General features: G+C 41.5%; 26 protein-coding genes and 1 riboswitch. Of the genes, 8 read left to right on the top strand and 18 right to left on the bottom strand.

All coding sequences use genetic code 11. The annotated features are described in order from the left end of the window. Positions 1-65: 65 nt before the first annotated feature. Both gabT and IRB43_RS09060 read right to left on the bottom strand, forming a co-directional pair. Complete coding sequence (gene gabT / locus IRB43_RS09065; RefSeq protein ID WP_481748129.1) at positions 66-1424, bottom strand: 4-aminobutyrate--2-oxoglutarate transaminase; 1359 nt, start codon at positions 1422-1424, stop codon at positions 66-68. 169 nt (positions 1425-1593) lie between these two features. Beyond that, positions 1594-1929, bottom strand: coding sequence for a YuzD family protein (locus tag IRB43_RS09060; RefSeq protein WP_203363131.1), 336 nt, complete (start codon positions 1927-1929; stop codon positions 1594-1596). A gap of 79 nt (positions 1930-2008) precedes the next feature. Here IRB43_RS09060 and IRB43_RS09055 point away from each other — a divergent pair, with 79 nt between their 5' ends. Further along, positions 2009-2305 carry a NifU family protein gene (locus IRB43_RS09055; protein WP_203363130.1) on the top strand — a complete coding sequence of 99 codons (297 nt, stop codon included), beginning with the start codon at positions 2009-2011 and terminating at the stop codon, positions 2303-2305. Between the two features lie 38 nt (positions 2306-2343). On the opposite strand, the gene IRB43_RS09050 is transcribed toward IRB43_RS09055, so the two are convergent. Next, positions 2344-3330: a 2-hydroxyacid dehydrogenase gene (locus IRB43_RS09050; RefSeq protein ID WP_203363129.1), complete on the bottom strand. Its 987-nt coding sequence runs from the start codon at positions 3328-3330 to the stop codon at positions 2344-2346. A 52-nt stretch (positions 3331-3382) separates the two neighbouring features. After that, positions 3383-4378, bottom strand: a complete 996-nt coding sequence (gene yutH / locus IRB43_RS09045) for a spore coat putative kinase YutH (RefSeq protein ID WP_203363128.1) — start codon at positions 4376-4378, stop codon at positions 3383-3385. Between the two features lie 109 nt (positions 4379-4487). Between yutH and IRB43_RS09040 the strand changes: the two genes are divergently transcribed. Further along, positions 4488-4994: a phosphatidylglycerophosphatase A family protein gene (locus IRB43_RS09040; RefSeq protein WP_203363127.1), complete on the top strand. Its 507-nt coding sequence runs from the start codon at positions 4488-4490 to the stop codon at positions 4992-4994. A gap of 459 nt (positions 4995-5453) precedes the next feature. Further along, a complete protein-coding gene (locus IRB43_RS09035) occupies positions 5454-5621 on the top strand; it encodes a hypothetical protein (protein ID WP_203363126.1) in 168 nt (55 codons plus the stop codon). Here the strand turns inward: IRB43_RS09035 and IRB43_RS09030 are convergent. Both IRB43_RS09030 and IRB43_RS09025 read right to left on the bottom strand, forming a co-directional pair. Beyond that, positions 5616-6386 (bottom strand): TIGR01457 family HAD-type hydrolase, encoded by a 771-nt coding sequence (locus tag IRB43_RS09030; RefSeq protein WP_203363125.1) that lies wholly within the window; start codon positions 6384-6386, stop codon positions 5616-5618. The two genes, IRB43_RS09035 and IRB43_RS09030, sit on opposite strands and share 6 nt — an antisense overlap. A gap of 62 nt (positions 6387-6448) precedes the next feature. Continuing rightward, positions 6449-6886: a DUF86 domain-containing protein gene (locus tag IRB43_RS09025; RefSeq protein ID WP_203363124.1), complete on the bottom strand. Its 438-nt coding sequence runs from the start codon at positions 6884-6886 to the stop codon at positions 6449-6451. A gap of 125 nt (positions 6887-7011) precedes the next feature. On the opposite strand from IRB43_RS09025, the gene IRB43_RS09020 reads away from it, so the two are divergent. Together IRB43_RS09020 and IRB43_RS09015 are read left to right on the top strand one after the other, a co-directional pair. Continuing rightward, positions 7012-7278, top strand: a complete 267-nt coding sequence (locus tag IRB43_RS09020) for a DUF3055 domain-containing protein (RefSeq protein ID WP_203363123.1) — start codon at positions 7012-7014, stop codon at positions 7276-7278. A 48-nt stretch (positions 7279-7326) separates the two neighbouring features. Next, positions 7327-7626 (top strand): cytosolic protein, encoded by a 300-nt coding sequence (locus IRB43_RS09015; protein ID WP_481748128.1) that lies wholly within the window; start codon positions 7327-7329, stop codon positions 7624-7626. Positions 7627-7652: 26 nt separating this feature from the next. On the opposite strand, the gene IRB43_RS09010 is transcribed toward IRB43_RS09015, so the two are convergent. Further along, positions 7653-7928, bottom strand: a complete 276-nt coding sequence (locus tag IRB43_RS09010; RefSeq protein ID WP_203363192.1) for a YutD-like domain-containing protein — start codon at positions 7926-7928, stop codon at positions 7653-7655. A gap of 108 nt (positions 7929-8036) precedes the next feature. On the opposite strand from IRB43_RS09010, the gene IRB43_RS09005 reads away from it, so the two are divergent. After that, complete coding sequence (locus tag IRB43_RS09005) at positions 8037-8681, top strand: YhcN/YlaJ family sporulation lipoprotein (RefSeq protein WP_203363121.1); 645 nt, start codon at positions 8037-8039, stop codon at positions 8679-8681. 39 nt (positions 8682-8720) lie between these two features. Here IRB43_RS09005 and lipA read toward each other — a convergent pair whose 3' ends face one another. Further along, positions 8721-9647 carry a lipoyl synthase gene (lipA, locus tag IRB43_RS09000; protein WP_275296764.1) on the bottom strand — a complete coding sequence of 309 codons (927 nt, stop codon included), beginning with the start codon at positions 9645-9647 and terminating at the stop codon, positions 8721-8723. Positions 9648-9832: 185 nt separating this feature from the next. Here lipA and IRB43_RS08995 point away from each other — a divergent pair, with 185 nt between their 5' ends. Beyond that, a complete protein-coding gene (locus tag IRB43_RS08995) occupies positions 9833-10819 on the top strand; it encodes a M23 family metallopeptidase (RefSeq protein WP_238941908.1) in 987 nt (328 codons plus the stop codon). A gap of 22 nt (positions 10820-10841) precedes the next feature. Here IRB43_RS08995 and IRB43_RS08990 read toward each other — a convergent pair whose 3' ends face one another. From IRB43_RS08990 to IRB43_RS08945, 10 genes are all read right to left on the bottom strand, one after another. Further along, positions 10842-10955 (bottom strand): MetS family NSS transporter small subunit, encoded by a 114-nt coding sequence (locus IRB43_RS08990; protein ID WP_238941907.1) that lies wholly within the window; start codon positions 10953-10955, stop codon positions 10842-10844. Then, positions 10952-12466, bottom strand: coding sequence for a sodium-dependent transporter (locus IRB43_RS08985; RefSeq protein WP_203363119.1), 1515 nt, complete (start codon positions 12464-12466; stop codon positions 10952-10954). Before IRB43_RS08985 ends, IRB43_RS08990 begins: the two co-directional genes overlap by 4 nt. Before the next feature lie 287 nt (positions 12467-12753). After that, a complete protein-coding gene (locus IRB43_RS08980; protein ID WP_203363118.1) occupies positions 12754-14325 on the bottom strand; it encodes a Na+/H+ antiporter NhaC family protein in 1572 nt (523 codons plus the stop codon). Between the two features lie 120 nt (positions 14326-14445). Further along, a riboswitch (Lysine riboswitch) is annotated at positions 14446-14630 on the bottom strand. A gap of 111 nt (positions 14631-14741) precedes the next feature. Continuing rightward, positions 14742-15491, bottom strand: a complete 750-nt coding sequence (gene yunB, locus IRB43_RS08975; RefSeq protein ID WP_238941906.1) for a sporulation protein YunB — start codon at positions 15489-15491, stop codon at positions 14742-14744. Between the two features lie 55 nt (positions 15492-15546). Further along, a complete protein-coding gene (locus IRB43_RS08970) occupies positions 15547-16929 on the bottom strand; it encodes a bifunctional metallophosphatase/5'-nucleotidase (protein ID WP_203363117.1) in 1383 nt (460 codons plus the stop codon). Positions 16930-16951: 22 nt separating this feature from the next. Beyond that, a complete protein-coding gene (locus IRB43_RS08965; protein WP_203363116.1) occupies positions 16952-17773 on the bottom strand; it encodes a sulfite exporter TauE/SafE family protein in 822 nt (273 codons plus the stop codon). A 16-nt stretch (positions 17774-17789) separates the two neighbouring features. Continuing rightward, entirely contained in the window at positions 17790-18635 is an 846-nt protein-coding gene (locus IRB43_RS08960) for a DUF72 domain-containing protein (protein ID WP_203363115.1), read from the bottom strand. A gap of 226 nt (positions 18636-18861) precedes the next feature. Beyond that, positions 18862-19077, bottom strand: a complete 216-nt coding sequence (locus IRB43_RS08955) for a DUF3955 domain-containing protein (RefSeq protein WP_203363188.1) — start codon at positions 19075-19077, stop codon at positions 18862-18864. A 28-nt stretch (positions 19078-19105) separates the two neighbouring features. Further along, on the bottom strand, positions 19106-19318 hold the full coding sequence (locus IRB43_RS08950) for a helix-turn-helix domain-containing protein (RefSeq protein WP_203363114.1): 213 nt from the start codon (positions 19316-19318) through the stop codon (positions 19106-19108). Positions 19319-19339: 21 nt separating this feature from the next. Continuing rightward, on the bottom strand, positions 19340-19828 hold the full coding sequence (locus IRB43_RS08945) for a DUF2975 domain-containing protein (RefSeq protein WP_203363113.1): 489 nt from the start codon (positions 19826-19828) through the stop codon (positions 19340-19342). A 393-nt stretch (positions 19829-20221) separates the two neighbouring features. On the opposite strand from IRB43_RS08945, the gene IRB43_RS08940 reads away from it, so the two are divergent. Beyond that, positions 20222-20638, top strand: coding sequence for a hypothetical protein (locus IRB43_RS08940; protein ID WP_203363112.1), 417 nt, complete (start codon positions 20222-20224; stop codon positions 20636-20638).

The following is a 20638-nucleotide window of genomic DNA, read 5'->3' as shown; positions in this document are numbered from 1 at the left end:
ATTTGTTTACATTATAGCAAAAATATGACCAGGAGATAAGTTAGTTGCTCTTAGGATCAACCAAATTAAGCTTGAACTGTTAATGAAGAAACAGCTGCTTCAAAAGCTTCTTCAAGAATGTCTAAACCTTCAGCTACTTGCTCATCTGTAATCACAAGTGGCATTAAGAAGCGTAGAACGTTTCCGTAAGCACCTGCACTGATCACTAGTAAGCCGCGGTTGTTAGCTTCAGCAATAATCGCGTTAGTTAACTCTTTGTTAGGCTCTTTTGTTGTACGATCCTTAACAAGTTCAACAGCAACCATTGAACCTAAGCCACGAACTTCACCGATTGCATCATATTTTTCACCTAATTTATTTAAGCGATCCATCACTAATTGACCTAGAACCGCGCCACGTTCGTTAATTTTTTCTTCTTCCATGATATCGATAACTGCTAATGCAGCCGCACATCCAAGCGGGCTACCAGAATATGTTCCGCCAAGTTCACCAGGAGCAGCAGCATCCATTACTTCTTTACGGCCGATCAAACCACTGATTGGCACACCAGCTGCCATTGATTTAGAAACTGTCATTAAATCAGGTACGATGCCGAAATGCTCGATCGCAAATTGTTTACCTGTACGACCAAAACCAGTTTGAATTTCGTCAGCAATGAATAGAATGCCGTGTTTTTTACAAATATCGTATACTGCTTGGATGAATTTTTGTGGAGCAGGGATGAATCCGCCTTCTCCTTGTACTGGTTCCATGATCACAGCAGCTACGCTTTCAGGAGCTACATCGTTCACGAAGAAGTCTTCAAATTGGCTAATCACAGAGTCAATGTATTGCTCTTCTGTTGTGCCTTCTGGACGACGGTATGTGTAAGGGAATGGCGCTTTGTATACTTCTGGCGCAAATGGACCAAACTCATATTTGTAAGGTTTTACTTTGCTTGTCATTGTCATTGTTAACAATGTACGGCCATGGTAAGCACGTGAGAACGAAATAACACCTGAACGTTTTGTATATTTACGAGCAACTTTTACCGCATTTTCTACTGCTTCTGCTCCACTGTTGAAAAGAATCGCTTGCTTTTCATGATCGCCAGGTGCAAGAGCGATTAATTTTTCACAAAGCTCGATGTATGGCTCATACATCATTACGTTAAATCCAGGGTGGATATATTCATCGACTTGTTTATGTAATGCTTCTTTCACTTTTGGATGACAATGTCCAACGTTCATTGTACCAATTGCACCAACGAAATCGATAAATGTATTTCCATCTACATCTGTAATTAAAGCGCCTTCTGCTTTCGCTGCGAAGCTAGGCACACCGTTAGAAACACCTTTGACAACTGCTGCTTGTCTTCTTTCTAATAATGCTTTCGATTTTGGACCTGGTAAAGCACCAGTTACTTTAGCAAATTTTCTAGTCATGTTCATTTCTCCTTCTTTGCTTATAGAGTCATATTTATATATGCAAAAAGCGTGCCAACTTTAAATAGTGAAAAAACTCACTTTTTTTCGAATTCACAAAATTAAAAATAAGTCAAAAATGAATTATCCGACTCAAAAATGACTCAAAAACAAAGGTTGAACGAATCGCTCAACCTTTTTGTTCTTTACTTTGGTATCCGTATTTCTCCATTTCAGCATAAACAGCCTTTAATTTTGGATTTCCTTCTCCCACCATTTTCCCTTCTACAAGCACAACTGGATAAAACAGATCTTCTTCCACGACTCGCTTAGCAAATGCTTGTTTCTCTTCATCCTCCGGCGGTGAAAAAATATCCACATAACTAATTGAAAACGGCTGTTCCGGATATTTTCGCGAAATCGCTGCTTCTAACCATTCATACGTTTCTTTAGAAGATGGCAAATTGACGCAGCTAGCACAAAGTTGTTCCGTTCCATATACCACAATTTCCACCATATTCCCCATGTTCTCACCCACTTTGCAACTGATTATCTTTATTTTATCGAAAATCCGTGCACTTCGATATGAAAATGTTTATCAATCAATGGATTTTTTTATTTATAATCATTATAATAAGAACAGTATGAGAAAGGAGTCGATTGACATGGCTGATGAACAAATGGTTGCACAAGTACAAGAAGTGTTAGATAAATTACGCCCATTCTTACTTCGTGATGGTGGAGACTGTGAACTCGTTGATATAGAGGACGGCATCGTGAAACTTCGTCTTCTTGGCGCATGCGGCAGCTGCCCAAGCTCAACGATCACACTGAAAGCTGGCATCGAGCGCGCATTGCTTGAAGAAGTACCAGGCGTAGTTGAAGTGGAACAAGTATTTTAATGAATGAAAGCCCGAGCGCATCACAGCTCGGGCTTTATTTATGGTCTAAAAGTAAGTAATTCTTTATTTACTAATGTTTTCGGAGGACGGTCTTCGAAGATGGCGTCTAAATTGTCACAGCATGTTTCCATCATCGCTAGGCGAGTCTCTCTCGTAGCGCTTCCGATATGCGGAAGTGCCACAACATTTGGCAGTGTCAGCAGTGGATGATCGGCACCGATCGGTTCTTTTTCAAACACATCTAGCCCTGCTGCCGCAATTTCTCCTGTCTGCAGCGCGTCAAACAGCGCTTGTTCATTAATGATCGGTCCGCGGCTGGCATTGATGAATATCGCTTCTTTTTTCATCTTTTGAAATTGTTCCCACTGAAACATTCCTTTCGTTTGTTCGGTTAGCGGCGCTAAGCAAACAACGAAATCAGCCTCTTGCAATAACTCATCCAATGAGCAATAACGTGCACCAAGCATTTCCTCTGCTACTTCATGGCGGCTTCGGTTATGATAAATAATTTCCATATCGAATCCTGCCGCTCTTTTCGCTACAACTGTGCCAATTTTGCCCATGCCCACAATGCCAATCGTTTTATGATGAACATCGGTTCCCACTAGCTGCATCGGCGACCAGCTTTTCCACTGGCCTTCTTTCACAAATTCAGCTGCTTCCATCATTCGACGAGCGGTAGCAAGCAATAAAGCAAAGGTTAAATCAGCTGTTGTATCTGTGAGCACATCAGGGGTATTACATATCGCTACATTATACTTACTGGCAGCCTGCAGATCAATATTGTCGTAGCCCACTGCCATATTGGCCACCACTTTCAATTGGTTCGCATGAGAAAATAATTCCTCGTCTAGCTGGTCTGAGATGACGGTTAATAAGGCATCCGCTTGCTTTATTTTTTCAAGCAACACTTCACGCGGTACTTTCTCTTCTTCTTGCGGCCACATCTCTACTTCATATTTCTCCATCAGCCTAGAATTAATCTCATCAGGAAGTTTTCGAGTGACATACACAAACGGCTTCATTTCTCCACCTTCTTTCCGTGTCTATCGCACCTCCATTTTACCACAGCTTCTGTCATTTTAACCAAGTTATATCAGGAATTTTCATTCGACTTGCCGGGATGGAGGCCCGTTCATAAAAAGAAGCAAGAAAACGCTCATACTCTGTTGTATTTTTCATATATTTTTTTAACCGTTCTTCTTTTTCTTTCTTCTCATGCAAAGAACGGGAGGAGAAATACGCTCGGCTGCAGTCAAAGTAATGCGCCGGAAAGAGGAGACGAGCATAAATCAGTCGCCACGAGAATGGAGAAAGCGGTTCTGCTTGCTGATACTCGTGTAAAAATTGCTGAAAGTTCGAACGGTAAAGAAGGGTCCCTTCCCAATAAGAAGAGCGAATCCATTCAGCTACATCTCGTGCTGGGTGATCATAGACCCAATCGAAAGGATGATGAATAAAATCCCGATTCACCCAAAGCTTCGTATGAAAGGAGTGATGGCAAATCGTTCCGTAATCTGTTGTTCCCGGTGTTTCGTCGATCTCTGTATCCATCACATACTGAATCGCATTTTCTGCAAGCCCCATATAATAAGGAAAGCTATCGATCACCATCGCAGCAAATTCACTATCGACTCCCTTCTTGATCACACTGCTAATGGATGTTTCTAGCTGATCAAGCTCCTGCTCCCAACGCGCACGCCACCTTCCTAATTGACTCATTGCTTTTACTTCCTGAGTGAAGGAGCGGCCTCGGCGATGAAAGCGCGCGAGCTTGGAGCCAGTCGCTTGAGATGAAGATCGCACGTTAGAACTACCAAGCACGACCACATCTCTTTTATCTTCTGTAACTAAAAAAGCCCCACTTACTGATGGAATAAAAACAGCGACTTTTTGATCACCTTGTTGCATCAAGTGTTGAGACATTTGATGTAATTCTACCAAATATTCTTGTTCCATATTGGTCACATCAACAATAGAATAAAGAAAACCTTCACTTTCATAATACCGTCCATTGACCATTCGCTCTGGTGTAATCCGGAAATGTTTTCGCAACAATTCTTTGCCGTCCATACTAGCTCCCCCTTTTTTATCTTATTTGCAGGATTATTTCTACACAATCTGGAAATATAAATACAAAGAGAATGTATGATACTAACATATTAGAGAAAAAGGTGATTGTATGACTATCAATGAAAAACGCGTAATGACCATGTCCGAAAAAACAGCTCGCCGCTGGTTAGAAGAACGCGGCGTCACGATGGAACACATCGCTGAGCTCGTATTATTTTTGCAAAAGAAATACCACCCTAATTTAACAATAGAAGAATGCAAAGAAAATATTGAACACGTCTTAAAAAAACGCGAAGTCCAAAATGCGATTATTACCGGTATTCAGCTCGATGTACTCACAGAAAAAGGATTGCTAGAGGAACCGCTACAAAGCATCATTTCCACAGATGAAAGCTTATACGGTGTCGATGAAACGCTCGCTTTAGCGATCATTAACGTATACGGCTCCATCGGTTTTACCAATTACGGCTATATCGATAAAGAAAAACCCGGCATCCTGCAATATTTAAACGATAAATCTCACGGTAAAGTTCACACTTTCCTAGATGACATCGTTGGCGCCATAGCCGCCGCTGCCTCCAGCCGCCTAGCCCACAGCGCTGCACATACCGAATAGAAAAGCGAAGCCGACTGCTTAGACACGACAAGCAAATGACAGAATGACGGAATGGCGTTCTTCAGCCATGCAGTCAGGCTGGCATTTGACTCGAGTGTCTAGGAGGCGCAGCTGGACAGTAGAAAAGCGGAAGGCGCCGTTTAGCGACGTATGGACTGGAGCCAGCCGTATGAGATAAAGGAAACACGATGAACGACAGTGAATCGATGTTGACTTATCGTAAGGAGGATGGCGGAAGTACACTAGTCGCTGGCGCCTGCAGCTGGACATAGAAAAGCGAAGCCCACTGATTAGACACGACAAGCAAATGACATAATGACGGAATGGCGCTCTTCAGCCATGCAGTCAGGCTGGCATTTGACTCGAGTGTCTAGGAGGTGCAGCTGGACATAGAAAAGCGAAAGGCGCCGTTCAGCGACGTATGGACTGGAGCCAGCCGTATGAGATAAAGGAAACACGATGAACGACAGTGAATCGATGTTGACTTATCGTAAGGAGGATGGCGGAAGTACACTAGTCGCTGGCGCCTGCAGCTGGACAAAGAAAAGCGAAAGGCGTCGTTCAGCGACGACAAGCAAAAAAGCGTTCTTTAAGTGTTACCCACTTAAAGAACGCTTTTTTCTATAAGATCTCCCACTCATCTAGTGTGTTTCTTACGTGAGTAGGTTGTTTTTCGATTTGAGCGAGATGCTCTTTTTGCGTCACGCCTGTATGAACAAGTAACGTGTCCATTCCTGCGCCAATTCCAGCTAATATGTCGGTGTCGTAGTTATCACCGACCATGAGCGTCTCTTCTTTCTTCGTGCCTAGCACGCGCAAAGCTTGATCCATAATGACGCTTTCTGGCTTGCCGATAAAAATCGGCTTTGTTTGCGTCGATACCGCCACGACCGATGTGAGCGATCCATTTCCAGGCAATAATCCTCTTTCAGTAGGGATGGCAATATCGCCATTGGTGGAAATAAACGTAGCACCGTTACGAACCGCTAAACAAGCGATCGCTAATTTTTCATAGGTAATGCTGCGGTCAATCCCGACCACAACAAAGTCTGCCTGATCATGATCGACAATCGTTAGTCCTTTTTCTTGAAGCGCTTGGCGAATACCTTCTTCGCCGATGACATACACCGTTGCTCCTTGTTTGCGATCCGCAATAAATTGAGCGGTTGCCATCGAAGTCGTAAACACTTGCTCAGTTGTCGCCCGAATATCAAAGTCCACTAATTTGTTAGCCACTTGTTCGGGCGTACGCGAAGAGTTGTTTGTGACAAATAAATAAGGAATGTTCTTTTCATGTAAGCGGTCGATAAAATGTGCCGCTTCTTCAATTTTTTCTGTTCCACGGTAGATCGTGCCATCTAAGTCGATTAAATACCCTTTATATGCTTTCATTCTTTCCACCTCTAATTTCATCCGCATGTAAAAAACGCTTTCATTTTTGAAAGCGTCACCTGTTACGGTAAAAAGGCTGACACAGGCCCTAATTCATTTGTTAAGTATTGTCTCACTTTTTCAGGAAATTGTTGCATGGATGAAAAATGAGCTTCCATCGCTTGCTGAATGTCTTGATGACTGACAGCTGTATATTGCTGAACGAGCATTTTGCGAAGAGCGACCATAGTCTTTAACGAAGCAGTCATCTCTTTTGAAATGACTTTTTCATCATCTAAAATGTCTACAATGTCTTCATAGCTGCCGGGATCTCTCATAATAAAGCCATCGATCATCGCATTGCCCACATCAAGCATCGATTCAATAACCGTATGAGCGATGCGCTCTAAAGCCGCTTGTTCTAATGCTGTTTCAAAGTGCTTTTGCTCTTGAAACAACGTTAATTGCCCTTCCATAAACTTTAATGTTTCTTCTATTTTTTTTCGATCTACGAAATACAAGGCCAGCACCCTTCCATTGCTTTCTTTTGATTCTTTCTTATTTTATCATGAAACGGAAAAGAAAACATACAGCAGTCTTCTTCAAACGTGTTACAATCAGGAAAAACAAACAGGAGTGAAGGAAATTGACGGAAAGATTCTTTTTATATGATGATGTGGAACAAACAAAAACGCGGTTCGTCAGCTTTATGGGAGAACACCAGCGCTACGATCTCGCTTTCATACAAACGGATCGCTATTACGGAAAAAAACTAGTACTCGACATTCAAGGGGGACGCTTTGCAATTATCGGACAGGATGATTTAGACGAGCCTGGTTATTTAGAAGAAGTATTTAAGCTATCCGACGAAGAAGGAGCCGAACTGCGTGAGTTTCTCTATGAAGTGATTTAAGTATAAATGATTGGAACGCCGGGGATGTTAAAACTGGAGGTGATCAAAGTGAGAGAAGATGAAGAACAATATACCGATTTCTCAAACGTGGAAGTCAGTCGCAATTACTTAATACCAGAACAAATGCCTGAGGGTCCATATGGATCACCGCGCAATAAATATGAGCCTGTTGAAAACAAATCCACGCCATGGCGAAAAGGACAGCGCTATTTCAGCGCCTTCAATTACGAAAATAAATCGCTCCACCAACACTTGCCTCGGCATATGGAAGGCGCTCATCCGCCCCATGATGAACCGGCTGAACAACAAGATGAAGCGATTTATAAAGATATTCCTCCAAATACGTAAAAAAATCGAGCCCACCGCTCGATTTTTTATTTTTTCACTTTTTTTGCGACGAAATACGCGCAGCCGAAGTTACAGTATTCGTATAAATACTCCTTCAATGTACTAATTTTTGTATCAAATGTCGCCTTTTGATTTTTATCCTCATAAAATCCTTTCAGACGCAATTGACCGTATCCCCAATCGCCGACGATATAGTCATACTTCGATAAAATATCGCTGTATCGCTCACGAAAAACTTCTTCATTAAAGCCGTTGTTGTGCTGATCAATGACTTCATAGCAATGATTTTGAATACAAACCACCTTTATCATTCCTCTCTTTCCTTCTTTCATTATAGCCGATCAGCCATAAATTACTAAGCAAAAAAATACACTCCTCCGGGCAAGCTAGTTGTTGAGGGGGTGGCAAGTTTGAAAAAGCCTTTAATGATGGCAGGACTGACGAGTATGATGCTTCTCGGAGCATGTGCGATGAATGATAATAATGACAATGCCGCTGGTGGGATTTATAAAGAAAATGGCAACACCATTAATGTGCGCAACCGAGAAGATCTTTACAACTCTAATGGCAGAATAACGAGCGATAATGAATTAATGACTCGTGATCGTTCTGATAATTTCGGTTATGTTCGCCAACAAAAAAGTCCGATTCAAGGTGAAACCGTCTCATACAAAAATATGTACACGATTGACCGCGAACGGACAGCGGATGCGATCAGTAAATTAAGCGTAGGACTTCCAACGGTCAATGATTGCTCTGTGCTCGTGACAGACGAGGAAGTATTAATCGCCTATGATACTGATGCCAAAACAAAGAAAGACCGTCAAGAGGCGGCTGACCAAGTGAAAAAAACAGCTATGAGCGTCGTTCCTCGCTGGTACAATATATATGTAACCGATGATGTCGGCCTTCGCCGAGACATCGAAAATATTGCCCCAATGGGAGCCAATGTCGATGGTGCCCAAGATACAATTAACCGCACCATTAAATTAATGACGAAAAGTTCCCCTCAAGGTCAAGTTAATGACGGCATGAACAAAGGAAATATGAAATAAATGAAATGGGTCTGACTTTTTTGTCAGACCCATTTTGGATTATGCTTCTAATTTCTCTTTCTCTCCAAGCTCTTGTTTTGCTTTCGCTGCCGAGTTCACTTGCTCATCCGCATGGTAAGATGAGCGAACAAGCGGACCTGCTTCACAATGGCTAAAGCCTTTTGTCATCGCGATCTCACGCAGTTCAGCAAATTCATCTGGATGATAATATTTTTGCACTTTTAAGTGTTTTTTAGACGGTTGTAAATATTGTCCAATAGTCAAAATATCCACACGATTAGCACGTAAATCATCCATCGCTTCAATAATCTCTTCTTTCGTTTCCCCAAGACCAATCATGATGCTTGACTTCGTTGGAATATCCGGCTGCATTTCTTTTGCACGGCGCAGAAATTCCAGCGAGCGTTCATATGTAGCACGCGCACGGACTCTTGGAGATAATCGCTTCACAGTTTCAATGTTATGATTTAAAATATCAGGACGAGCATCCATCAATGTTTTTATGTTTTCCTCGATGCCTCCCATATCAGAAGGAAGCACTTCAATCGAAGTAAATGGGTTTTTCCGGCGAATGGCTCTGACTGTTTCTGCAAAAACAGCCGCTCCTCCATCCTTCAGATCATCACGAGCGACAGCGGTTACAACCACATGCTTTAAGTTCATCAGCTGAACCGAATCAGCCACACGCTCTGGCTCTTTCCAATCTAATTCCGTCGGTAAACCGGTTTTCACTGCACAGAAGCGGCACGCACGTGTACATACATCCCCAAGAATCATGAAAGTAGCTGTGCGGCGAACAGCCCAGCACTCATGAATGTTCGGACATTTTGCTTCTTCACATACAGTATGAAGCTTATGTTCGCGCATCATTTTCTTTAGGCCGGTATAATTTTCGTTTGTATTTAACTTTATTTTCAACCAATCTGGTTTACGTAAATGTTCCTCTTTTTTGCTCATTTCTTCCATCTCCAATCCATTATGCCTTCCTTGCCAACATGCATAAATTCAGACCTTTCTGATGTCACTTTAACATAGTACACCCTTTTAGACAACCGATTGCTTGCTTGTTCGATTCCCTCATTTTAACAAGGATGAAATGGTTTCCAAGCGGCAAAATAATGAGTAAATCATTCACTTAGGAGGGAGTTGTTTTGCGAATCATTAGCATTGTTTGCTTATGCTTGTTCCTATTACCGATTACGTCCGCACAAGCAGAAAAATCCAATAATGATCAACTGCATTATGAGCGGCGCATGAAGCTATTTCGAAAAATGGAGGCAGTGACATCCATTCCATGGTATTACTACGCCGGGATGGACCAATATGAGCGCAACTTACGTTTTGCTCGGAAGGACTTGCCGAAACCAACCAACGGCGTTTCAATCTATATCCCTGAGGAGAAATGGAGCGGACTACTGAATCCAAACAAAAAAGATACCAACCCTTATTCGATCGCTGCTTTTTCCGGAATGGGGGCAGACGGCAATGGGGATGGGCATGCAGACCGAACGAACAATGAAGATATTCTCGCTGCGATAGGGAATTATTTTTTAACGTATGGAACGGATCACGATAGCCTCAAAATTGCTTTATGGCGCTATTATGGCCGCGATAAAGCGGTCAGCGTCATTATCGGAAATGCCCGCATGTATAAAAAATATAAAACACTGGATTTACAAAAGAAAGAATTCCCTCTTCCGACAAACTACAACTACACGTACAAAAATACATGGGGAGCGGCTCGCGGCTGGGGTGGACGGCGCATCCATGAAGGAACGGACATCTTTGCTGATTATGGCGTACCCGTTCGGTCGACTAGCTACGGCATTATTGAAATGAAAGGCTGGAATCGTTACGGCGGCTGGAGAATTGGCATTCGCGATATCAACAATACGTATCATTATTATGCTCATTTAAATGGATTTGCTAAAGGGCTGAAGCTTGGCCAAATTGTTGAGCCCGGGATGCTCATTGGCGGTGTTGGCAGTACTGGATACGGCCCTCCTGGAACATCTGGAAAGTTTCCTCCTCATCTGCATTTCGGTATGTATAAAGACAACGGTCGAACGGAATGGTCATTTGATCCATATCCTCATTTGAGAAATTGGGAAAGACAAAGTAAAGAAGCTGGCTCTTAGGAAAAGAGCCAGCTTCTTTACTTTATTTTGCTTGCTTTGCTTTTTTAACTGCATGAGCAATGCTTGCTCCCATGCCTCCCCATATAATTACGACACCAATAATCATCATTGCGATTGCGCTTCCATCCATAATCATGAAACCTCCTTATCAGAAGTTGGCGAATGCAGCAGCTCCTTTTTCCACGGCTTCATATACATGAAGACAACACCGATCAGAATGGCTCCTACCGCCACAGTCCAGCCGTAAGAGTTGATGAAGTTTTGCGGATAGTCGCCATAAGGAGCGGTAAAGTTTTGACGAAGATTATCAAACATCATATAGCCTAGTACCACTGGTGTAACAATGCTTAAACAAATTTTCCACCAAGCGCCTAATTGAATATCAGATACTTCATCGGCATGCTTTTTCAATGAATCAAGCTGTTTAAATACCCATGCTACTAAGACCACTTCCACTAATCCGGCTAGTGCCACTCCAAAGTTATTAATAAAGTAGTCGACCACATCAAGGAAGTTTAATCCTCCTCTTGTCGCATAAATTAAGGAAACTAATGAAGCGGCTCCTCCTCCGATTAATACGGAAGCTGTACGTGACACTTTAAACTTTTCTTGTATCCCAGCAACAAATGTCTCAACAATCGAGATTAAAGAAGTGAATCCAGCTAACAGAAGTGAACCGAAGAATAATACCCCAAATAACTCGTTAGCAAATGGGAATTGATTAATAATTTGCGGGAACACAGCAAACGCAAGAATCACTCCGCTGCTTACCACTTCTTGAACCGGAACCCCTTGCTGAGCAGCCATGAAACCTAGTGCCGAGAATACTCCAAAGCCCGCAAGTAATTCAAAGGCTGAGTTACTGAACCCCGTAATAAAGGCATTGTTTGTAATATCTGATTTTTTTGGCAGGTAACTGGAGTAAGTCACCATAATGGCAAATCCGATCGACAAACTGAAGAAGATTTGTCCGTAAGCGGCAATCCATACTTTTCCGTCTGTCAATTTCGCCCAGTCCGGTTTAAAGAATGCGTTTAACCCTTCAGCTGCTCCATCTAACGTGATCGCTCGAACAACAACCATTAAAAACAGCACAACAAGTAACGGGATCATAACTTTTGTTGCTTTTTCAATCCCTTTCTTCACCCCGGCTATTAATACCCCGAGAGTAATGACCCATATAACGACTAATGAAATGAGAATTTGTGGGACGAATCCGCCAAAAGCTCCCGCTTCACCCACTTGTAAATAATCTGTTAGTAAAAACGTTTTTGGATCTTCTCCCCAAGATAAATTAAAAGAAAAAACGGCATAAGATAAGGCCCATCCGATAATAACAGAATAATATGTTGCAATAACAAATGAAATCGCTACTTGCCACCAGCCAAGCCACTCCATCTTCCTGTTCAAACGAGCAAATGACAATGGACTCGAGCCACGATACTTATGACCAATGGTAAACTCTAAAATTAGCAATGGAATCCCCGCTGTTAATAGGGCAAATAAATAGGGCAGGAAAAACGCGCCGCCTCCATTTTCATACGCCACTGCAGGAAAGCGCCAAATATTTCCTAGACCAATCGCCGAACCTACCGCTGCAAAAATAAATCCTGCTCTTGATCCCCACATCGGACGTTGTTGATCCATAAAAACCCCTCCTTGAATTATTTTTCCATTTTGAATAATTTTTATTTTCAGATAATTTATTTAACTATTTTTTATTATATACAGTTACATTCATTTAGTAAATATATTTTTAAAAATTTTCTGAACATAACTTATTTCCAGGTACTAACATCTATTTCTAACTACCTGCTTTCGCTATATTTGTATGCACTTCCGATAAATATCAGTACTCGTTCACAAAAAACAAGGGCTGCGATAGAAAGTCAGTTCTCACTGACTTTCTATCACAACCCTTTTAGCACATATTTTTAAACGTCGGCACTCGCCTTTGTTTTATTTTTTAAAATGAAGCTGACGACAAGTAGTAATCCCATAGAAATCGCTAATGATATCCAAGCGCTTCCAGTGAAGCCTAACACTAAATAACCGATAGCAGCAAGAACCGCTGATAGAAGCGCATATGGAATTTGTGTAATCACGTGATCGATGTGGTTACATCCGGCACCTGTTGCTGACAAAATCGTTGTATCAGAAATTGGTGAACAATGGTCGCCGAATACCGCTCCAGCTAATACAGCAGCCATCGCTGGTAAAATTAAGGACACATCCGTTGCCGCTGCGATATCTCCAGCAATCGGAAGCAAGATCCCGAAAGACCCCCATGACGTCCCCGTTGAAAAGGCCATTGCACCGGCCACTAAGAACAAAATGAATGGCAGAAAAGCGATATCCAAATTCGATTTCTCTACAAGACTAGCTAAATATTTCCCTGTACCTAACTGATTAATCAACGTCACGATCGTCCAAGCAAAAAACAAAATATACACAGCTGGAAGCATCGATTTGATCCCTTCCCATACGCCTGTCACAAATACATTTTTGCCTAATGACCCGTGAACAGCTGTTTGGCGAAAATAAAGAACCACCGCGATCACTAAGCCAAATAATCCGCCATATAATAACGATTTCGCTACATCGGTGCTTTCAAAGATTTTCAATAAAGTCACATCGCCTTCAACGGCTTGTGCCCCCGTCCACATCATCGCTGATACCGTACCAACAATTAAAGCGATGATCGGATAAATCAAATCACCAATCGTTCCTTTAGAGCTGACCGGCAAATCCTCTTTCAACTCTCCCGGTATTTGACGATCAGTTAGAGTCGTCTCTCCCGTTTCTATCGCATGGTCTTCATGCTTCTTCATCGCACCGAAATCCACTTGCCAAACAGCAGATACAAACACAAGACCTAAGGCAACCCATACATAAAAGTTCATTGGAACCATTTGAATGAAAGCTGAAAACGCGCTGATCTCGGTGATTTGATGGGAAACAAGAACCGTCCCAACAATCCCAATAATGTAGGCTCCCCAACTCGAAATCGGTGACACGACACAAACCGGAGCGGATGTCGAATCAATAATATAAGCTAGCTTTGCTCGAGAAATGCGTTGACGGTCTGTAATTGGCCGTGAAATTTGCCCGACTGCCAGCGCATTGAAATAGTCATCAATAAAAATAATAATACCTAGAATCGCTGATAGGATTTGAGCGCCTGCACGAGTTTTCACTCGTTGAATCGCCCATTCTCCAAACGCCCGGCTTCCGCCAGAAATATTAATAAATGCCGTGATAACACCAAGAATAAGCAGGAAAAAGATGATATAAATATTCCATGTACTCCAGCCATCTTCTTTCGTGTAAATGTTTCCTGAGGCTGCTTCCCACGCAATGCTTACCGTTTTGGCTAGATCGAAATGAGCTAAAAGCAAAGCGGAAGCCAAAATTCCGATTCCTAAAGACAGCAGAACCCGCCGCGTCAAAATAACCATTAAAATGGCCAAAACAGGCGGTATTAAAGAATAGATTGTTTGTTCCATAGATGATCCTCCTACCGATGAAAAAAGGGGGACAGGCTTTGAAGGGATTTTTCAAACAAATAAAAAAAAGTAATGATAGAGAAAACTATCATTACTTTTGCTGTAATGTCAGTCATTCCTCCATCGTGTAGCTCCCCATTACAAACAACTTCTTTGCAATGAGAGTGTTACCTTTCTTCAAGATAACCCCAGCACTCAAGACTTTGACGCATCTAAAGTACTTCGGCAAAATCACCTTTCACTTGCGGTCTTTGTTGTCATCCTCACGCAAGTTACTCATCAATTTTGCAGCCTCTACCCCACCGGATTTTGATAAGGTTAATTATTTTATTAATAAAATATTAACAGTTATCTTTACTTTTGCCAAGCTATTTTTGAAATAACCAACATCCACCATCCCCCCTATTGATTGACATTTAGTCTACCGGCAAATCAAATGATGCCCCCCCCTCTCCACCGTTATTATAAAATTTCGGCACTTCCCCTTTAATAATGCCCATCGCTACCGGAATATCTTGCTTTACGGTTGAATATTCTGTCGCAAATGGAACAATGATTTGCACATTGACTTCCAATTCAATAAACACTTCCACATACGCATTATTAATCCCATAAGGCTTCATTTTCGTTTTCACATTGGAATTGACGTTCCCTACAGCATGAAAACGAATGGGAACTTGCGGACCAAGGTTTCCGAGCAACGCATTATTCGTCACTTGCCCTAACGGAATGTAATACACAATCCCCTCGAGCTTTTTTGTTTCCTCGCTTTCAATTTCCACATCTGAAAGCAATTCCAACACTTCTAAATTGCCTTTTTCCGCTTCTCTTAAATTTAATTGAACAAGATTCGTCGTCTCTGCAAGCACACGATTAATTACTTCTGTATTCAATTTCGTAACCGGTGGAGGGCCCGGCTCCGTTTCAATGATGTCATTAATGTCCATGACATTGGCAATCTTCTTATTCACCGCTTTACTAATCACCATCGAGGCAATATTTTTCGTTTCTGTTTTCGCGTATCCCATCAAAGTCGGCTTAATATTTTCATTAATTATCCACAAACTAAAAGCAGTAGAAAAAGAAAAGAGAACAAATGTAATTAACATGACGTATCGCAAAGGGAGCGGCCCTCTTCGTGATTTCCATTTCTTTTGTGCAGCCAAAAAAATCCCTCCTTCTCTAAGCTATATGTATGCTTAAAAAAGAAAGGATCATGCCTTATTTTAGTTGGGAAGTCACTTGAAGAAGCTTCCACTCCATTACATCTCGCAAAAATTCCGGCATAAAATATTGTTTATGGGCAGCTCGATGGAGCGTGGAAAATAAATGTCCAAACGTAAACATATCCAATGTCGCTAATCGGTAACACTGATCTGCTTCTATTTCCTGTCCACCGATTTTAAATTGATAGTGCTTGAGATCAATTTCGATCTGGTCATACACAAATTGCCCCATCACTTTGCCGCGAAATCCGAACCCTTTAATCGCCAAGTGCGGCCATTTCTCATCTAAAGTTTGTTTTAATACTTCCTTCAGCTCAGCCCCTGTCAGTTCAATGAGACAAGGATTAATCGGATGAGGAAGAATGCGATGCAAATCATATTTGGTGACCATTCCAGCATCGAGTCGATCGAGTACCACGCCCGCATTTAAAAAAGCACCGTCTGCCCCGCACCATTCCGTTAAGGCTTCACATAACAGTTGCGGCAAGTCAGAAGGCCCAAACCAATCACAGCTAAAGGAACGGGAAAGCGAGACGACCGGTTGTTGCAATGCTTGCTGGCCTTTTTGATCGAATTGCTGTATGCTCTCTTGCTCTTGAACAGGAGCATCCAACTCTTCGCTCGTTTGGTACACACGTGCTTTCTTCGAGAGGATGCTTTTTGTTTCCAAGTCCACCTCTAGTTGAATATGACCAACATAGTAACCAAATTTACCTGCTGCACCGAGCAACTTGCCGTTGACGGATTTCCCTTCATGAAACAAATGATGCGTATGCCCACCAAGGACGACATCCACTTCAGCGAAGTCCTGGGCAATTTTTTCATCATCATACATGCCTAAATGGGAAAGCACAACGACACAATCCGCCTGTTTCGCTAAGTGCTTCATCTCTGTTTGTAGCTCCTGAAAAGGCTCAGAAATTTCCCATCCCAAGCCTTTATAGAAAGCGGAATAATAAGCAGTGACCCCTGTGACCCCAAGCTTCATGCCGTTGTTTAACTCAAATACAAAAGACGGTACGGCCCACTTCGGGCGGCTTCCATTCGGGTAAAATAAATTCGCCACAACAACTGGAAACTTCGCCTGCTTGTACAGAAGATCTAAGCTTTCATGCGGCAGTGTGATGCCTTCGTTATTGCCGATCGTCACCGCATCATAGCCCGCCTCATTTAACTGTTCCACATTCGCTTGTCCAAGCGTACCTTCCGTTAAAGGATGGGAGCGGTCCACATGATCGCCGATATCAAAAATGAATACTTCTTCTCCTGCTTCTTCATGCCACTTTCTTCTCTCCTGTAAAAAGCGCTGAATGCGAGGCCAATGTTCAAAATGGCTATGAAAATCATTCGTATGATAAATATGAATCGTTGTTTTCAAGCTTTCACCTCATTTTCAGGCATCAAACTAGTCCCTGATAAATTAAACGGATGCCGACAATAACTAAAACGAATCTTAACACCGTTACTAGCGTGTTCGATTGCAGCCTTGAGTTTAAGTAAGCACCTAATTTCGCCCCTACCCAGGCCCCGGGAATTAAAGCTAATGCATATAACCAGACGACATTGCCGAGCGACACATGCGTAATGGAGCTCACAAAGGCTGATAAGAAAATCATAAACATCGATGTAGCCACCGCCACATGCGGTGGGAAAGCAAATAAGAGAATCATAGCCGGCACCATCAATGCCCCTCCGCCAATACCAAAGATCCCCGAGCAAAAACCGACAAAGAATGCAATCAAGATCGCTGTGATTGGTTGGAAGCTATATGTATGCACCTCACCGCTAAGCTCGGTAAATTGCCGCTGAATTCCCCGGTTATGGCTGGACGCTAACGGCTTAATTTTTGAACGAATCATTAACACAAATGACATAAAAATCATAAAGATCCCAAAGTAAATATTGAAGGAATCCATATTTAATGCTTTATTCACATAAGCGCCGACAATGCCTCCCGGTCCGCTCCCAATAAAGAAAATCAGCCCGCTTTTATAATCCACCGTCTTACGCTTCATGTAAGCGAGCGTAGAAGACAGCCCAGTAAAAATCATAATCACAAGCGACGTCCCTACCGCTTGCTGCGGGGAAAGTCCCATTAAGAGACTTGTGGAAGTACTAAAGAACAAAAGCGCCGGAACAATAATAATGCCGCCCCCTAGCCCAACGAGTGCTCCGATCGTTCCCGCTACTAGCCCGATCACAAGTAATATCATCCATTCCATCCAAAACCCACCCTTCTTAAAATAAATCGAGCTGACGCGAGGCTAAATGCTCATATGTCAGATCAGCTAATTCAATCAATCGTTTCGCATTATGAGCGGCATGCCCGCCAGAGTTATTATTAAATAATACATAAATATGCTCACTTTGCTTTTGCAATTGCTCGGCATATTCCACCCATTGCCGGAGCTCATCATCATTATAGTCGTACAAATATCGCACTTCTCGCCAATTTGGATTGTTTTTCTTACGCCAGCCATGCACATTGCGTCCATGCAAGCGGACGAGTGTTTTCATGGCATCCGTTGCTTGTAATATGATCGGCACAGAGCCTTCTCCCGCCTGCGGTTCATCGCAAACGGTGTGAATCCACTTCTCTTTTTCCATAAACTTAAGCGTCTGTTCGATATATTCCGGCAAATACCATGATTGATGGCGGAATTCAAGAGCGAGCGGGACATCGCGCATTTGCTCCTTACAGTACCTCAAATAATCGACATGTTTCCGCTGACAATCAAACCAAGGTGGAAATTGAAACAGCACCATGGCGAGCTTGTCCGCTTCGATCAGCGGCTGGAGGGAGTCATTAAACCGCTGAAACATCTCCTCTTTCGACTCAAACGGAATCTCTCCGCGCTGATGCCCCGTCATGCCTTGATAAGCTTTTACAATAAATTTAAATTTCTCCGGCGTTTCAGCCACCCATTTTTGCATATTCCGCAGCGGCTGCACCGCATAAAAACTAGCATCTAACTCCACAATCGGAAAATGCGCCGCATACTCCATCAACTTATCCCGGGAGGCTACACCATGTTGATACAGGGTATCATGGTCGCCCCAGCCAGTTAAACCGACGTAAATCAATGCTTCCACCTCTTTTTGTTATATTTTATCATAATTTTGCTTTGGGATTTGCAGAGTGGCGTGGATTTTTTGCTGACTCACGAGATGGTTTTACTGAATCGGACGGAACTTTTGATGAGTCATTGCAAATTTATTGAATCGACACTCTATCTACATATAAAAAAAGACACCGAACAAACGCCAAAGCGCTCATTCAGTGCCCTCGGTTCTTCCGTAAGGCTATAAATCAATTCTGTTTACTTTTTTTAAGCATTGATAGCATACTCACAAATAAAACTGAAATTATTCCACTAAAAATAAATAGGTAACTTATTGGGATAAAGAAGAAAGGTTCTACTAAGGTGCCGTCTGGTTCCACTCTTGAACCAATCATATTATAAACAATCAAACCGATAACTCCTAAAAAGATTGGTGTAACAGCTAATAGGTATTTATTCTTTATCATCATACATTCTCCTTTGATCAGATACTCAGGATTGATATTTTTTATATTCTAAAATGTCACCTGGTTGACATTCTAGAACCTCACATATTTTCTCTAAAGTGGAAAATTTAACAGCTTTTGCTTTTCCGGTTTTTAAGATTGATACATTGGCCATTGTAATTCCTAGTTTTTCTGATAGCTCTGTCAGGCTCATTTTTCTTTTAGCCATGACAACATCAAGATTTACGACAATTGGCATACTAACATCCCCTCTAGATTATTAAATGGTTTGATCATTTTCTGTTTTAATTTCAATGGCTACCTCAAATAATCTCGCTAAAACAGAACATAACAGGCCTATCGTGATGCCAATAAATGCGATTACAATGATAGGAACTCCCAAAACAGTATATTGAAAAAACTCCACCGAATACTTTAAAGAACTTACACACGTAATAAAAAGAATGACTTCACTAAAAGAACAAGCTGCAATCACTTTTAATGACTTTACACTTTCACTAGAAAAAGGAGTGTTTTTTACTACTAAACTAGAAAGCTTCTTTAATTTAAATAAGGCAATCATATACGGCGTGGCACATATATAAATACAAGCTGAGACACTTAATACTAAAGGAGTATCTAAAAGACCAAACTGGCTTTTAAAAAATGCTGTAACAATCAGTGGTGTTCCAATCAATAAAATAAACGTAACAACTATCCCAAAAACTAATACGAGATTTAAAGCAACAGGGCTAGTTAATTTCTTCATTGTTTAACCTCTTTTCTTTTTTTATTTATTATAAATAAATTTTTATTGTTTTACAATAATAAATAGTTCTTTTTCAATATTTTTTTATTAAAAAACAATATTCATCTTTAGCAACATAAAAGCCAGCCACCTTTTCTTATCCTTCTTCACAAACAAAAAAGGACACCAAACAAACGCTCATGCGTTCATTCAGTTCCCTTATTTTTTCCGTTAGGCGATATTTATTTTTTAAAACTTACAAGTCAGGAGTAATCCTGGCTTTTTTCTTCCGGACTAACTTAAATAGTAATGACAATAAAAAATTATTGTTCCATTTTTTTAAACAATTGGAAAACAAATGGACCGAACGTATTTTCTATTGTATAGTAAAAGAAAAAACAATGGGGGATTCCTTTGAAAATTTACACACGTGTAAAATCAATCGGGAAACGCAGACCTGTGTTGCAACTTCAAGAACTAGAAATGAACCCAGTTAGGAACTTACATGAATTAATTGTTGAAGTCGTAACGCAGCAAGTAAAAGAATATAACGAAAAGCCTTTAGAGAAAGCGATTTGGATTTATCTTATTGATGAAGATTTAGAAGAAGCGGCACGAAATGGCAAGGTTAGTTTTGGTGACCGTAAAAATGAAAACCAGCAAGATTTAGAAAAAGCGATTCAAAATGCGATTCAAAGTTTTGAGGATGGACTTTATTGTGTACTCGTAAATGATGAAGAAATAAGCAATTTGGATGCACCTTTAGATTTAAAAGAAGAGGATGTTTTGACATTTATTCGATTAACAATGCTTGCAGGGAGAGCTTGGTAA

Origin of the sequence: Bacillus sp. REN10, from assembly GCF_016820555.1 — a bacterium.
Taxonomy (GTDB): domain Bacteria; phylum Bacillota; class Bacilli; order Bacillales; family Domibacillaceae; genus Bacillus_CE.
The sequence above is the reverse complement of the archived record's forward strand: the minus strand, read 5'-3'. Positions and strand labels throughout refer to the sequence as shown.